Genomic DNA, 14,451 nt, shown 5'->3' with positions numbered 1-14,451 from the left:
TCAAAATATGAAATTTTCAATCCAATCACTTTACACTTGGTATCGCAATTTGCTTCGTAACCCCAAGTACCGTTGGTGGGTAATTTTAGGAACGTTAGTTTATTTGGTCAGTCCAATTGATATTGCCCCTGATTTTATACCCGTTGTGGGACAGATTGATGATGTTTTCCTTTTGACCCTGCTAGTTAGTGAAGTATCTGGACTGGTAATTGAAGGCTGGAAAGCTCGTAAGGGTGATGTGGGCACTGAAGCATCTAATAGTACTGAGGCTTCTACCTCCACTGCAAGCACCATTGATGTTGATGCTGTTTCTGTTAAGTAATAAATTTAACAAAACCCCTGCTTTTGGAATCTGAGGTGGGGGATATTTTTTTTAACGCAGAGGTTCGCAAAGGGGGAGTTAGAGGTTGTTGGCTACGCGTTTTATACCTTCTTTGAGGTGGAGGACGTTAAAGTTGAGGAGAAGACCTAGTTTGCAGTTTGCTAGTTTGAGATAGGTTAGGAGTTGGGCAGAGTGAATCGGGTGGAAGGATTCTACAGATTTAATCTCTACAATTACTTTGTTTTCGACTATCAAATCTAATCGATAAACGCATTCCAATTGCACATCTTGGTAAATTAAAGGCAATGGAATTTGCTTACCAACATCCAATCCGGCTTTCTTCAACTCATAATCCAAGCACTCCTCATAAGCCGACTCCAATAAACCAGGACCCAAAGCAGTATGCACCCTCATCGCACAACCAATAATCACCCCACTCAACTCATTCTCTCTCATCCTCTGCGTTCCTCTGCGCTTCCCTTTGCGATCCTTTGCGTTTAAAAATCTTTCACAAATTCCGTCAAGAACCTAAACGCCTTCAAAATATAAGTAGCGCAATCTCTAGGAGAGGTGTTGTAAAACGATCGCCACGCACTCGCTTTATCTTCATCATAGCGATCGCTGCGATGATTATGATTCTCTAACCACGCCAATCGCACTGCATGACCAATTAACACATCCAACACGATATATTCTTCAATTTGTAGCTTGGGATTATTGGCTGCGATCGCAGCTAATTCTATTAATGCTTCAATATTAACTTGGCGATATTCTGGAGCTTCGATTTTATTCAGCAAATGCTCAACTAACAGAGCAAAATTTCTTTCCCCGGCTGTCATTTCCGATAGCATTATCTCACTATCTAAACGATTGCGGCGCTCTAATTTATCGCCAATTACTAGACCCTTGCAATGTTGCATTAATAGCCAAACTTGTTTAAAAAACTCTTTTGGTACGCGCCCCGTTGCACCCTCGGCTTGGCGAAACCGCCGCCAACCGCCTGGGGGAACTTCTATTCCTTCTCCTATCGCTGGTGAGACTACCCAAGCAATATCACTTTCTTTTTGCTTGACGTGCAGTGATTCTTGCTGGCGTAACAGGTTACTCATGCCAGTATATCCAGTTAATACCTGACGCAAGCGCATTTTTACTTCAAAGGGTGAAAGTTGCATTAAGTAATCGTATGCTTCATCTTGAGTAACATGTAATTCCCGCGCTAGTTCGCTGGTGATCAATAAGATAAGATAGCCGACTCTCAGCGTTAGTAGTCCCTGAAATAGTTCGGGTTCTGAGCGAATTAAGATGCCAAGATAGATTAAAATCTCTTGAGTAAGGACGCGATCGCGTATATCTTCACGACAAAAATGATTAATTTTATCGGCTATTTCATCGTGGGACATGGGTACGGTAATCAAGGACGCTTCACTGTAAGCTTTACCCACAGCAATTTGCTTACCCCGTACCAAAATACTCGTGACTGCATCTGATAGGCTAATATCAACCATTTGCCGTAACCCCGCAGCTCGGCGTACCACTGCCCAAATACCTAAATCTCCAGCTTTGGTGTAAACTTCATCTAGTAAATCGCCTACGGTGACGCGATATCCTGGGCCACCGTACCCTGTATCAAATTCCATGCCCTGTAAGCGAGTTAAAGTTTGCAATAACTCAATTTGCTCGTAGATGTTCTCTGATGAGCGCAAATGATAAAGTAATAAACCAAAGTTGGTTTCACACTCCATTTGAAATTCTTGGGTATGTCCTAAGCGCCAGTTTTTCCCAGGATGATAAGCTAGATAATAGCAACGTGGGCTAGCATTTTTCACTGGCGATCGCGAGAATTCTGCATTGGGAAGAAAATCAATTCTTTGGATTCCAGCTGTTAGCATTAGCTGATTGAGCCGCCCTAATTTTACCCGCACACCGTTACAAACCCCATCTTTCAATTCTTGCATCAGTTCTAGTAATGCTTCAGAACCAATTTCTAACATGGTGTGCGTCAACATTAAAGTCAAAGTAGGACGCCCTAAATCGCTCCAATATTTTTGAATGTAGGCTAGTTCACTTCTAATTTGATCTAGTAGAAAATGGTAATCAAGAGTTAAGTAAAACTGCTGAGAGTCTGAGAATGAAGGCAAAAAGACAATTGTTTCACCACTAATCCGAAAGATTCTAGATGTTGTTAAACTCCGCAACCGCCGCACTGGCCGCCCAGTTAAACCCAGTTTATCGTTACGTCCAATTTGGGTATAAATAGCTGAAAATTCTCCAGCTTTTCTCACCTGAATCGGTTCTACTTGGGTAGGCGTTTGTGCTTCAATACCGTGAACTTCTAGTTTTTTCTGTAAATCTTCGTCTTCTGCTAATAAGGCAATTTGTACCAATGCCTCGCGCTGTTTTCCCACACATAAATGTCTTCCCAAAGGATCGATGTCACCCACCGCCAGTAAACCTTCACTCAACATTTGACTGAGAAAATATAAACTCTGCGCCCACACCAAGGGAATATTTTCATTAGGCAAACGTGGTTGCGTTTGGGGTGCTAACTTTTCTGCCTCTATGTTTTCTGCTGGAACATAATAAAGTTCTGGCAATAAACGCAAACTATCTTGTTCTATGAGTAATGATTCTAAAAGCTCTTGGTATTTTTTAACTTGTTCTTGTTCGCCACGAAATAATCCATCTAGAACTAAATAAGTGAAAAATAACGGCCATTCGCATTCAATATGTTCAAATTGCTTGAGTTCCCACGGTTCGTAGTGTAAGCGTTGATTATCTTCTAAAACGGTTTGGTGTCCATCACGCAAAAAGCGTTTGCAACCGTATTTGCCTGCGAGTTTATTGATAATATCGTTTAAAGTGCGATCGCGTAACTCCAAATCTTCCACTGCAAAGGCAGGATAACTAATAATACTTAACAGCGCTGCATCAATTTCTTTGGAACCAGATTCCCTCGGTAATAAGGATTCTAGAGTAATCCGGGCGCGGGCAATTTCATCTGGTAGCACATGAATTACCGATGCTTGACTACCACGCACACCAAATAAATCCAGTCCGTTGATAGCTTCTAAAGCAGCTTTTGCCATACCTACAGAACTGGCATTTAACTCAGCACTACCACGATTAATTTTATTACCACGTTCCCAAATGCCGTAATCTGGTGTGCGGTAAGCTCGTCCAATGTAATAAACTAAATTTTGGACGAAATTTACTTCATCAATCGTATAGATTATTTGCAATCCCGCAGCAGTCATTTGCCCCAACATCAGTAAAAATATAGATGTGGCATCCAGTTGCAAATGTCCCCATTCGTCATCACCAACAACAATGTCACCGGTTGCGGTATTGTATTTGGCGTGCAATCCATCTAGTAGCGACTGAGTATGTTTAAATGTCTCTACTTTATGAGCTTGTCGCATCATCGCAAACAACAAACCGCGCATCAGTTTGATCACACTGTGTTCTAATTCATAAGTGCGTCCCTGATCGTCATCAATCTTGCGGTATGCAAGTCCTAAACCCCAAACTGCCAAAATGCTGTAAACGTTGTCTCGCACCCAGGCATCTGTATAATCGCCGTGGGCTGTAATCGCTGTACTCGCAGGTAGTAAACCAGTAATTGGATTCTGCCGAGTCAGGATAATCGTTTTGATTTGCTGGTAGTAATAGTCCAGGCGAGCTAGCAATTTGGTAGATGTTTTCATGATTTGGTTCAGAACTACTTGCAAAATTTGACCCTGTGACTGTCAAGTGAATTACCTAAACCAAGCCAGAATAAGTTCTGTAATGGTTGATGGGACAACAGCTAAGAGTGGTGTGAGTTTATTATTATCTCCTGTTAATACGCCTCTGGGTACTTAATTTTAGCGATCGCAAATTAAAATATGATATTTGTTCAAACCTTCATTGCTACGTATAAGATTTTATACCTGTCTTTGCATAATTTCTGATAATTCTAAAGAAGGATCAAAAATCTTTCAAAAGAGGCAACATGAGCCAAAAAAATATTGACTAAATTATAGGTATAAAAGCCTTTTAACACAAAATAACTCTGTAGAAAAGGAGATTAATTATGTCTCTGCGTTACAACGAAAATCATGCTCTCTTGGTAAAAGTAGTTTATTCCCAAGTTAAAGTTAACGGCAAAATTGAGCTAGTACCATTGGAGCTATACGCTGATGGTTCGCTTAAGCGGTGTATTGGGTGAAAATTAGGAATTAAGCGTTAGGAACTGTCTATATATCAGTTCTTCTTGAGAGCTATTAAGCTGATGCGCCTCTAAAGTATATAAACACTCTTGATGGTCGTTAACAGTCATCAGTCATTAGGTAAATGTACAAATTAAATGCGTAACAGCTTATCTCTACTTTTCACTCTAGATAAGTGAAGTTAAGACTGGTAAATACCGAGTTATTGCCGATATGGGAACGATTGCTTTATACCTGCTTTCCTGCACGCGCCAACCAATGGCTGCTAGCAGTGGATTGCATCTGAAGCGATGCCTAGGTTGGGCTACGCCTACGCCAAAGCTCAAACACATTACCGCAACTATGAAGTCAAACCTGCTAAACCATTTCTGATTCTTAGTCGTCCAGGTGACTATGCATGAAGTAGCTTGATACGAATTACTACTTATTGATATTGTAAATATTTTAACTATGTAAGTTTTGCGAGTAAATTCGTTGATTGGCTTGACATAGCTTGTAGTAGTAGTAAAATCTACTTTAAGTGACACGAGAATTTCCTGAAACTCAGGGTAATTACATTACTTGCTAATGAGGAATATCACAGTTACTGAAGGCTAATATTCAGTATCTACCGGAGAGTGCTATTCCGGGTTAGGATGATGACTAGCGATGGCTTAATTTAAATATCGATATTGAATTGTTGAAATTTTATGGGCAATAGTCCACCAGATGGCAGTATCAACCTCCTCTGAGCTGGCGAGGAAGTCTCCCAGCGCGGGGGAGACCTAGGAGATATATCTCATGCTCACACAAGATATTCGTGATTTGCTAACTGATACTACCGATTTAAACCAATTGAAATGGGATTTAAATCGCTTGCAACCTGTGGATGTGGGAGAATACATTACACAATTGCCTGAGAAACAACGCGCGATCGCATTCCGTTTACTCAACAAAGCTCAGGCAATTGATGTATTTGAATATCTGCCAATAGAGGTTCAGGAAGAACTAATTAATTCTCTGCATGATGTCCAGGTAGTGCAACTTGTAGAAGCGATGAGTCCTGACGAACGGGCAGAATTGTTTGATGAACTACCTGCTGGGGTAATCAAACGGTTATTACAAGAACTTAGTCCAGAACAAAGGCAAGCAACAGCAACAATTCTCGGCTATCCAGAAGGCACCGCTGGGCGGGTGATGACAACAGAGTATGTCCGGTTGCGACAAGGATTGACTGTAGGTGAAGCCCTGAGCAAAATTCGCCGTCAAGACCAAGACAAGGAGTCGATTTACTACGCCTACGTCACAGACGACAACCGGACATTGGTGAGAGTAGTTTCACTGCGCCAATTGCTGTTTACCTTTCCCGATGTTTTCATCAAGGATATTGCTAGCGATCGCGTCATCAAAGTTAGAACTGAAACCCCTCAAGAAGAGGTGGCGCGAATCATGCAGCGCTACGACTTAATTGCTATCCCCGTGGTTGATCGGGAAGACCGATTGGTTGGCATCGTCACCATTGATGATGTGATGGATATTTTGCAAGAGGAAGCCACAGAAGATATTCAAAAACTGGCGGGTGTAAGTGGTGATGAAGCTGCTTTGTCCTCTCCCTTGCTCACTATCCGTAACCGCTTGCCTTGGCTGTTAGGCATCATGGCAATGTATATTGGTGCAGCCAGTGCGATCGCGCCTTTCCAATCTGTAATTGCCGCAGTGCCAGTTCTAGCAGTCATCATGCCAATTTTTTCTAACACAGGTGGTACTGTTGGAATTCAATCATTAACGGTGACAATCCGGGGTTTAGGGGTGGGTGAGGTAACACCCAAAGATACCTTGAAAATTCTCCGCAAAGAACTTCTAGCAGGATTAGGCACAGCCGTAGTTTTAGCCATGACGATGATGCTGCTTTCCTTAATTTGGGCACGACCCCAAGAGCGATGGGTGGCTTTAATTGCGGGAATGGTAATGGCAACTAATACAATTGTGGCTGTTACACTCGGCACTTTACTGCCAATGGGTTTGAAACGACTGAAGCTTGACCCTGCCTTGGTTAGTGGCCCTTTAGTAACTACAATGCTAGATACAATTGGGTTTTTAACATTCCTCACCCTGATTTCTGGTGCTTTGAATGTTTTTCATTTACCAACTTAATCGACGTATATATAGTAGGGGTATACAGCTGTGCACCCCTACCGAATATTCAATCAAACTATATAAATCCTTCATGCTGTAGAGAACAGATAGCTAATTTGATAGAAGACAGGTGATATCATTTCCTCTGCATATGTAAATTAAAAAGGTGTAGAGACGCGACCGCTCGGATCTCTATGCAGGAAACTGATTGCTATTTATGCCTACTACTACCTGGAATCGTCATCACATTCTTTCCTTAGCTGACTTCACTACCGCTGAATACGATACTGTTTTGCAAACTGCTGCTAGTTTTCAAGAGGTACTATCACGGCGGACGAAGAAAGTGCCAACTTTGCAGGGACAGGTGGTGGCGAATTTATTTTTTGAATCTTCTACGCGCACTCGCAGCAGTTTTGAACTCGCCGCGAAACGCTTAAGTGCAGATACACTGAACTTCGCCGCAGCCACTTCCTCTATGACTAAGGGAGAGACAATTCTCGACACGGCAAAGACCTATTTGGCCATGGGAACTGATATTATGGTAGTCCGCCATCGAGAGGCAGGAGTACCGAATGCGATCGCAGCTGAAATGGATCGTTTAGGTGTACGAGTTAGTGTTCTCAATGCTGGTGATGGTCAACATGAGCATCCTTCTCAAGCACTGCTAGACTTATTTACCATTTGTACTTTAATTGACCCAGCTAGTCCCCGACTGGAACTTTTAAAGGGAAAAAAGATTGCCATTGTTGGGGATATTCTCCATTCTCGTGTGGCGCGATCGAATATTTGGAGTTTAATTGCTAGTGGTGCCGAAGTGCATCTTGCAGCACCACCTACACTTTTACCCAAGTTATTTGCCGAGTATATCTCTGAGGAGTTAGGAGCTAGGAGTCAAGAATCAGAAGTCAGGAGTTATTCTCCCAATCCCCAACTTTTTCTCCACTGGCAGCTAGAACCAGCTTTGCAGAATGCTGATTTTGTCATGACTTTGCGCTTGCAAAAGGAACGTATGACGGCTCATTTGCTGCCAAGTTTGCGAGAATATCATCAACTGTTTGGCATTACACGCACAAAGCTGCAACTTTGTAAACCTAACGTCAAAGTTTTACATCCAGGCCCAGTTAACCGTGGTGTTGAAATTAGTTCTGAATTGATGGATGACCCAGAATTTAGTCTCATTCAATCGCAAGTTACTAGTGGTGTCGCCGTTCGTATGGCGCTGCTGTATTTGTTAGGTAGTGGCAAAGCTTAATATAATTTCCGTTTGCATACTTCTTCTAAGATACTGGGTTGGGTTGAGCGGAAGCGTTACCCAACAAAGGCTTGATAATGTTGTGTTCCTCTACGGGTCTACGTTTCTCAAACGCCACTTGCTACCCTGCGGGAACGCTAAAAGCGTAGCTTGCTTTTCCGTAGAGGTACAAGTCGGGAAACCCGCTGTTAGCGCTTGGCTCTCCAACCTACGCCAGTTTTAGTTTTTAACCTTAACCCAGGTGTATTGACTAATATTCTCGATTGAGGTTGGTAATCAGTAGTGGCAGTTGTGTATCATTTGCAATTCATAATATTATTCCCAGCTTATTCCCAGCGGACTAGCTTACGGAAGAATACTTAATCTTCAAGAAATTATGTATTCCTCCGATCGCATGAGGACAGAATTCTCAAATTTTGGGACACTGGGATCGTAGAAGTCAAGAATCTAATGACTTTTAGAAGTGTCGGAGGCAAATATGAAACCAATCTTTTTGACGGCAGCCGCCTTACTTAGTACGCTATCTTTAGCTGCTCCCTTTTCCGTCAAAGCAGAAAACTCCGCCCCTGTCCAGCGCTTGCTGGAAACTAGAGAATGTTTCGGATGTAATTTAACAGGAGCAAACCTTAAAGGCGCTCATCTGATAGGTGTTGACCTGAGAAATGCAAATCTAAAAGGAGCTAATCTCGAAGGTGCTAACTTAGAAGGTGCTGATTTGACTGGTGCAAATTTGAAATCTGCTAATCTCACAGATGCCTTTGTCAGTGGTACTAGCCTAAATAATGCTAATCTCACCAATGTTGATTTGAGTAATGCGCATTTATATAATACTGAAGTAGATGGCGCAATTTTGGCTAATATTGATTTAAGCGGCGCTGACGTATTTAATACTGCCATTAGCGTCGGTGGTGAATATTAATGATGATTCATAATGTAAAAGTCATGAGTTAAGAGTTAAATTAAACTCCTAACTCTGCACTTTCTAAGTTTTACTCACCAGTAATTGACAGTTCATTAACCCAGATTTTAGGACAAACTCCCCCTGGCGTTAACTCTGCTTCTTTTTCTACATAAATAATTGACTTTAAGAGTTCCAAGAAATCACCAGCAACAGTTGCTGACTCTATACTTGTCCTGACACCCTTGTTAACTAGCCAACCATCAAACGGCAAAGAAAACGAACCTTGTAAGGATTTAACTCCAGCATGGAGAGCCTGTAAATCATCAATAAAAATCACATTTTCAGCAGTTTCTAAACTCAACTCTTCTTCAGGAGTTGCTGTTGTAAAAACGTGATAAAAATTGGGGCTAACACTGACTTTTGCACCAATACTTGCATTACCTGTTGGCTGGGCATTGAACCTTTTGGCAGTGCCTGCACTGTGGAGAAAACCTGTTAAAACGCCATTTTCAATCAGCGAAACCTGACGAGTAGGAGTTCCTTCACCATCAAAACTTTCTGCGCCTACGTTAGCTGGGTGCAGTGCATCATCATAAACTGAAAGCAGAGGGGTAGCAATTTCCTTACCTAAATCATCAGGAGTAGATAAGCTTTGGTTGTCCAAAATACTTTGAGCATTAAATAAGTTAGAAAAACCACCTAACAGACTTAAGAAAGCTTCCGGTGAGAAAACAACTCGATATTTACCAGTCTGAATTTTTTCATAATTCAAGTGACTGATAGTTTTATCTGCGGTTTCTTTGATGCAACCATTGATGTCTAGATTATCTAAACTTTGGTTGATTCTAAAAGCGCCTGCACTACGAGGCTTTTTTCCTTCTTCCTCAGTTTTACTGTAAAGATAAACTGATGCTAAGGAGTGAGATTCAGTTCTCACAGCCCCGTCACTATTTAGATAAAACCTGTCAATATCCCTTTGCGATAACCCATTATAAGGCACACCTTTAATTGCTGGATGAGCTGCCAATAATTCTTTTTCAGCTACCAACAATCTTTCTATGAGTTCAGCAACAGGTGCTTGGGGTTTCTTATCCTGAGGTTTATTTGAAATAGGAACAGTAGCTTCTGGACTAAAATCAGGAACATTTTCCTTAACACCAAAGAAACTGGCTTCGTAGGCAGTTTTCAAAGCTAATTCCAGTCCTTTAGAATCTACATCTGTGGTGCTAGTGACACCCATTGTATTATCTTCATTCCAGACGCGAACAGTAACACCAGAGCGATTTGAGGCTTTGACTTGTTTTGGCTCACCTTGGTCTACTTGCACGCTAGTATCATCTACTGTTGAGCCATAAATGTCGAATTTCTTAATGCCAAGTTTATCAGCATTGTCCTTGGCAGAATTTGCAATTTCATTGATATTCGGCATAGTCAATTTTTAATTTGGGATTTTTTCGCTCCCTGCTTCAGCCTGGGAGTCTAATACTGGAAGGCTTCTGCCTCCTAGATAAATAAGTGGCAGAGGCACAAGGAAGGAATTTCCAGATATAACCTGGAAGTTGATGAGGTTATCGTCCACCTACGGTAATAGAATCAACCTTGATATGCGGTTGTCCTACTGTGGTGTAAATACTGCCACTAACAGAGCCACAAAAACCTGGTGCAATTTCCAAATCTTGGGAACACATGGAAATTTTATTCATAATTTCCTTGGCTTCACCAATCAAAATTGCTCCCTTTAAAGGTTTGGTGATTTTGCCATTTTCAATCAAATAAGCTTCATCGACACCAAAATTAAATTGACCTGTAGCACCAACACTTCCGCCACCCATCTTTTTACAGTAAATACCTTTATCAACAGAGGTAAATAAATCATCAATGCTATATTCGCCAGAATCAATATAAGTATTACGCATCCGGCTAGCAGCAGCAAAGGTATAATTTTGGCGGCGTCCACTTCCAGTTCTGGGGTGTCCGGTGCGTGCTGAACCTGTTCTATCTGCTAAAAAGTTTTTGAGAACGCCTTTTTCAATTAATAAGGTTCTTTGAGCAGGCATACCTTCGTCATCCATGTCAATTGTCCCGAAGGCATTTTCAGACCGCCCTTCATCCCAGGCTGTCAAACTTTCGTGGGCAATTTTTTCGCCTTTTTTGTCAGCAAAGGGAGTGGTATTACGTTCAATTTGAGTGGTTTCTAGCAGGTGTCCGCAGGCTTCGTGGAAGATTACGCCGCCAAAGTGATTGGCCATAATGATGGGGTAAGTACCAGATTCCACGTAATCTGCGTAGAGCATTTTTCCAGCAGATTCTGCTATTTTCTCAGCCGCTTGTTGAGAATCCCAAGTTCTCAAGAAGTTGGCATCACTAGTATTACCTGCGCGTTCACCAATGGAAGCACGATTAGCACCATCAGCACACAACAGGTTAAATCCTACTGACTGGGTGAGGCGAATATCACGGGCGAAAGTGCCGTCACTGGCGGCGATTAAAACTTCTTGCCAATCCCGGAAATAGGTAGCACGGCGCGATTGAACATGGCTAGCTTTTTGCTTCAGGTTGGCAGTACCATCAAGAAGGACTTCTCCCATTTCCCGAATGGAGCTACACACTGGTAGCCAGGCATCTTTGCCTCTTTTGGTGGCGTAATCTCTCAATAATTCCAGGTTTATTTCTGGGATGAAAGCTTTAGGAGCAGGTAGTTGCAATCCTAGAATAGAAAGACCTTTTTCTAAGGCTGCTTTCAAACCGGAAAAGGAAAGGTCATTGGTGCTGACGTAGCAATCGGCTTTGCCACGAAATACTCTGACTCCCGCACCTGTAGATAGACTGGGTGAAATACTAGTTATGGAGTCGTCTTCTGCAAGACAACTAATATAGTTGCGACGCTCTAAGAATAATTCGATGAAGTCGGCACCAGCGGCGCGTCCTAGTCCCAAGAGGGTAGCCAGAGGGGCTTCCCAGGTTTCATCGAAACGCTCTGGTGTGGAGGAATATTGGAGGGTGGGAAGTTGATTCGAGAGAAGTAGCGTACTTGTAAGCATGGGTAGCCTCGTCTGCTGGCGTAATTCAGAGATTTGACTGAAAAATCCTGATCTGTTCAGTCTAACAAATCAGTGAAAGGCACAGTTGCTAGAAAGGCAGTGTGGATTTCCCTCCTAATAAGGGGCAAAATACCTTTGCCTAGTTACATTGAGATGGTAGCTGGATTTACGCTGTGCTGTACTAGAAGTTTGGGACTATATAAACAAAAGCCCGCTTTTGCGGGCTGAGATTTTGATTGAGGGTGACTGTGTAAAAGGAAATACGCGTATATATGTATTTAACTGGCACTCTTCTTAAGAAAGAGGGTCATGAGCTAGAAGATGCTTTAACTGTGGTCAGAATATAGAAACTTGCTGACGGTTAACCCATATTAAATATGCAATCTGTTAGCTGCAAACGCTTAATTTTATCCAGGCTATCCATATCAGCTTTATTTACGATTTCCCATTTTCAGTGGAACTCTTGCTATTTTTTGCTGATTGAAAGTCTGACCTAGATTTGAAGTTTGTCCTGTCGATGATAGATTCTTAAACAGGAGCTTGAGGGTTCGAGTAATGGTTTTAATAATTTTCATTTTGCTGGCACTTGGCTTTTGATCATATCTCAAAACCATTGGAATTTCTACGATTTTTGGTTTGAGTACCTTGGCTTTCAGTAGTAAATCTATCATGCAAGCAAATCCACTTTCAGTGAATAAACTCTCCCCATAATACATATCCAGTTTACTAACGAAAGTACGGTTATACAGCCTATAACCACACGTATAGTCTCTTACACCTGGTACACGGGCTGCAATTCTAAAAAGCCAGCTTGCTCCGTAACTCATTATCTCTCTAAATTTTGATAAGCCTATGACTTTAGAGCCTTTTCGATATCTAGATGCGATCGCAATATCATAGCTACCAGCTATCATAGTGTCATACATCTTTATTAATAGTTCTGGTGGTTGAGTGTTGTCGCAATCCATTGCAGCTAAAAAATCGCCTTCTTGAGAAATTTCTAAGAAAGTCGTGAAACCTGTTTTAATTGCTTGACCTAAACCAGCATTTTTAGGATGTTGAACTAATTTCAGTAATATACCCAGTGATTGAGACTCTTTTAAAGCAGTTTGAGCAGTTGCATCACTACTGCCATCATCAACAAGAATCAGTTTTATCTCCATATTAGAGATTTGCTGTAATGTCTGAAATTTTTTGAACAAGGGGCGAATTGATTCTTGCTCGTTGTATGCAGGTAAAAGAATAAAAAGACTCATAAGTACCTCATGTGGTTTTTCAAATTAAATATCATTACGCAAATTTCAAGAATTCAGTAATGTTGATTTTTTAAGAAATTCATCGACCTGTCGCACAACTGCATTGTTGTTGACACTATCATTGACCAACTGTGAGGTATTGACGACGAAAAAATCATCGTTTTCAGTACTCACTTTTGGAACAAGGCTTGAATAATCTAAAACTTGTAATGGCTGTACTTTAATAGCTCGATTAATGTGTGCTGCGACAATATCATCTGCTTTAAGTTCTGGGAACATCAAACGTATACCCTGGAAAAATACTTGGCGCAATTCATCGTCTGGCTGTTTTAATAGCGGGTCAGTGGAAAGTATATATTTTGGTAGGAATGTCATGTGATATCCTTCTGTCTCTTGCAAAGAAACTAAGTTGCTCATACCGATGACTCCGGTAAAGGGAATATTTCTATCGGCAATATTTACTACGTAATAAGGGACTAGAGCCTTACGAGTAATAAGTACCATGCAGATGACACCCAGGTATTCTACTGTTTCACCAGTGTCTGAAACTTTCACCAATTCATTAGCAGCAACCTGTTGCAGAATATTAACTGGGCCAGTAAAGATGACTTTATCAAAATGTTCCTTTTTGCCCTGATATTCTACCCACATTCCACCCCCTGGATGAGGTGCGATATATTCTACCGCTACACCTGTATGAATATGTCCTCCAGCCGCGTAAATTAATTTTTCTATATGGTCAAAAACAGTTTTGTAACCACCTGAAACATAACCAAGTTGTTCTTTATTTAATGAAGAATCCCGTGCTGAAAATAGTCGTTTGATGTAAGCCCAGATAAAAACTGCTGAGATTCGCTTATAGTTCTCTCCTAATTTAGATAAAAGCAAAGGTTTCCAGAGTTTTTCGTATGTATTTTTCCCACCGAGTTTCAAGAGCCAATCTTCAACTAAAATCTTCTCTAATCGCCTCCAGTTATTAAGTCGTGAACCATACAGGAGAGTAAAAGCTAATCTGATTTTACCTATAAGGCCAAACAAGGGAAAGCGTAAAAATTCTATGCTGTTACTGATAGAATAAAATTTTTTACTGTCGTAGAAGCCTGTTAAACTTCGATGCCAACGCAGTTTATCTCCAAGACCAATATCTCTGAGAAAATTTATTAAATGAGTATCAGAAGGGAGGATAACGTGATAAAAGCGATCCCAGGTAAACAACCCATAATCATGGTAGGTGGTAAGACCACCAAGCTGCTTATTGCTATCAAATACAGTTACTTTATGTCCTTGATGTGAAAGACGTTGGGCTAATACTAGCCCAGTTATACCTCCGCCAATGATGCCTATATTCATAAGTTT

General features: G+C 41.3%; 11 protein-coding genes. 5 read left to right on the top strand and 6 right to left on the bottom strand.

Annotated elements, in window-relative coordinates:
* The first annotated feature begins 7 nt into the window (after positions 1–7).
* Positions 8–322, top strand: a complete 315-nt coding sequence (locus tag ACEYW6_RS25505) for a YkvA family protein (RefSeq protein WP_196512461.1) — start codon at positions 8–10, stop codon at positions 320–322.
* Between the two features lie 78 nt (positions 323–400).
* On the opposite strand, the gene ACEYW6_RS25500 is transcribed toward ACEYW6_RS25505, so the two are convergent.
* Complete coding sequence (locus tag ACEYW6_RS25500; protein ID WP_412981952.1) at positions 401–778, bottom strand: GxxExxY protein; 378 nt, start codon at positions 776–778, stop codon at positions 401–403.
* 41 nt (positions 779–819) lie between these two features.
* On the bottom strand, positions 820–4,026 hold the full coding sequence (locus tag ACEYW6_RS25495) for a glycoside hydrolase family 15 protein (protein WP_412981951.1): 3,207 nt from the start codon (positions 4,024–4,026) through the stop codon (positions 820–822).
* Positions 4,027–4,394: 368 nt separating this feature from the next.
* On the opposite strand from ACEYW6_RS25495, the gene ACEYW6_RS25490 reads away from it, so the two are divergent.
* From ACEYW6_RS25490 to ACEYW6_RS25475, 4 genes are all read left to right on the top strand, one after another.
* Positions 4,395–4,529 carry a hypothetical protein gene (locus ACEYW6_RS25490; protein WP_269141785.1) on the top strand — a complete coding sequence of 45 codons (135 nt, stop codon included), beginning with the start codon at positions 4,395–4,397 and terminating at the stop codon, positions 4,527–4,529.
* 781 nt (positions 4,530–5,310) lie between these two features.
* Positions 5,311–6,663: a magnesium transporter gene (gene mgtE, locus ACEYW6_RS25485; protein WP_412981950.1), complete on the top strand. Its 1,353-nt coding sequence runs from the start codon at positions 5,311–5,313 to the stop codon at positions 6,661–6,663.
* Positions 6,664–6,862: 199 nt separating this feature from the next.
* Complete coding sequence (locus tag ACEYW6_RS25480; RefSeq protein WP_412981949.1) at positions 6,863–7,897, top strand: aspartate carbamoyltransferase catalytic subunit; 1,035 nt, start codon at positions 6,863–6,865, stop codon at positions 7,895–7,897.
* 478 nt (positions 7,898–8,375) lie between these two features.
* Positions 8,376–8,816, top strand: coding sequence for a pentapeptide repeat-containing protein (locus ACEYW6_RS25475; protein ID WP_412981948.1), 441 nt, complete (start codon positions 8,376–8,378; stop codon positions 8,814–8,816).
* Between the two features lie 70 nt (positions 8,817–8,886).
* On the opposite strand, the gene ACEYW6_RS25470 is transcribed toward ACEYW6_RS25475, so the two are convergent.
* From ACEYW6_RS25470 to ACEYW6_RS25455, 4 genes are all read right to left on the bottom strand, one after another.
* Positions 8,887–10,227 carry a TldD/PmbA family protein gene (locus ACEYW6_RS25470; protein ID WP_412981947.1) on the bottom strand — a complete coding sequence of 447 codons (1,341 nt, stop codon included), beginning with the start codon at positions 10,225–10,227 and terminating at the stop codon, positions 8,887–8,889.
* A 139-nt stretch (positions 10,228–10,366) separates the two neighbouring features.
* On the bottom strand, positions 10,367–11,839 hold the full coding sequence (locus tag ACEYW6_RS25465) for a TldD/PmbA family protein (protein WP_190900225.1): 1,473 nt from the start codon (positions 11,837–11,839) through the stop codon (positions 10,367–10,369).
* Between the two features lie 431 nt (positions 11,840–12,270).
* Entirely contained in the window at positions 12,271–13,095 is an 825-nt protein-coding gene (locus tag ACEYW6_RS25460) for a glycosyltransferase family 2 protein (protein WP_412981946.1), read from the bottom strand.
* Between the two features lie 45 nt (positions 13,096–13,140).
* Positions 13,141–14,445, bottom strand: a complete 1,305-nt coding sequence (locus ACEYW6_RS25455; protein WP_190900229.1) for an NAD(P)/FAD-dependent oxidoreductase — start codon at positions 14,443–14,445, stop codon at positions 13,141–13,143.
* Between the last annotated feature and the right edge of the window lie 6 nt (positions 14,446–14,451).

It is taken from the genome of Nostoc sp. UIC 10607, from assembly GCF_047228265.1.
Taxonomy (GTDB): Bacteria; Cyanobacteriota; Cyanobacteriia; order Cyanobacteriales; family Nostocaceae; genus Nostoc; species Nostoc foliaceum_A.
The sequence above is the reverse complement of the archived record's forward strand: the minus strand, read 5'-3'. Positions and strand labels throughout refer to the sequence as shown.

Bases quoted from the DNA above. Each gene is read 5' to 3' on its own strand.
- ACEYW6_RS25505 (WP_196512461.1), top strand. From the start codon at position 8: ATGAAATTTTCAATCCAATCACTTTACACTTGGTATCGCAATTTGCTT.
- ACEYW6_RS25500 (WP_412981952.1), bottom strand. From the start codon at position 778: ATGAGAGAGAATGAGTTGAGTGGGGTGATTATTGGTTGTGCGATGAGG.
- ACEYW6_RS25495 (WP_412981951.1), bottom strand. From the start codon at position 4,026: ATGAAAACATCTACCAAATTGCTAGCTCGCCTGGACTATTACTACCAG.
- ACEYW6_RS25490 (WP_269141785.1), top strand. From the start codon at position 4,395: ATGTCTCTGCGTTACAACGAAAATCATGCTCTCTTGGTAAAAGTAGTT.
- mgtE (WP_412981950.1), top strand. From the start codon at position 5,311: ATGCTCACACAAGATATTCGTGATTTGCTAACTGATACTACCGATTTA.
- ACEYW6_RS25480 (WP_412981949.1), top strand. From the start codon at position 6,863: ATGCCTACTACTACCTGGAATCGTCATCACATTCTTTCCTTAGCTGAC.
- ACEYW6_RS25475 (WP_412981948.1), top strand. From the start codon at position 8,376: ATGAAACCAATCTTTTTGACGGCAGCCGCCTTACTTAGTACGCTATCT.
- ACEYW6_RS25470 (WP_412981947.1), bottom strand. From the start codon at position 10,227: ATGCCGAATATCAATGAAATTGCAAATTCTGCCAAGGACAATGCTGAT.
- ACEYW6_RS25465 (WP_190900225.1), bottom strand. From the start codon at position 11,839: ATGCTTACAAGTACGCTACTTCTCTCGAATCAACTTCCCACCCTCCAA.
- ACEYW6_RS25460 (WP_412981946.1), bottom strand. From the start codon at position 13,095: ATGAGTCTTTTTATTCTTTTACCTGCATACAACGAGCAAGAATCAATT.
- ACEYW6_RS25455 (WP_190900229.1), bottom strand. From the start codon at position 14,445: ATGAATATAGGCATCATTGGCGGAGGTATAACTGGGCTAGTATTAGCC.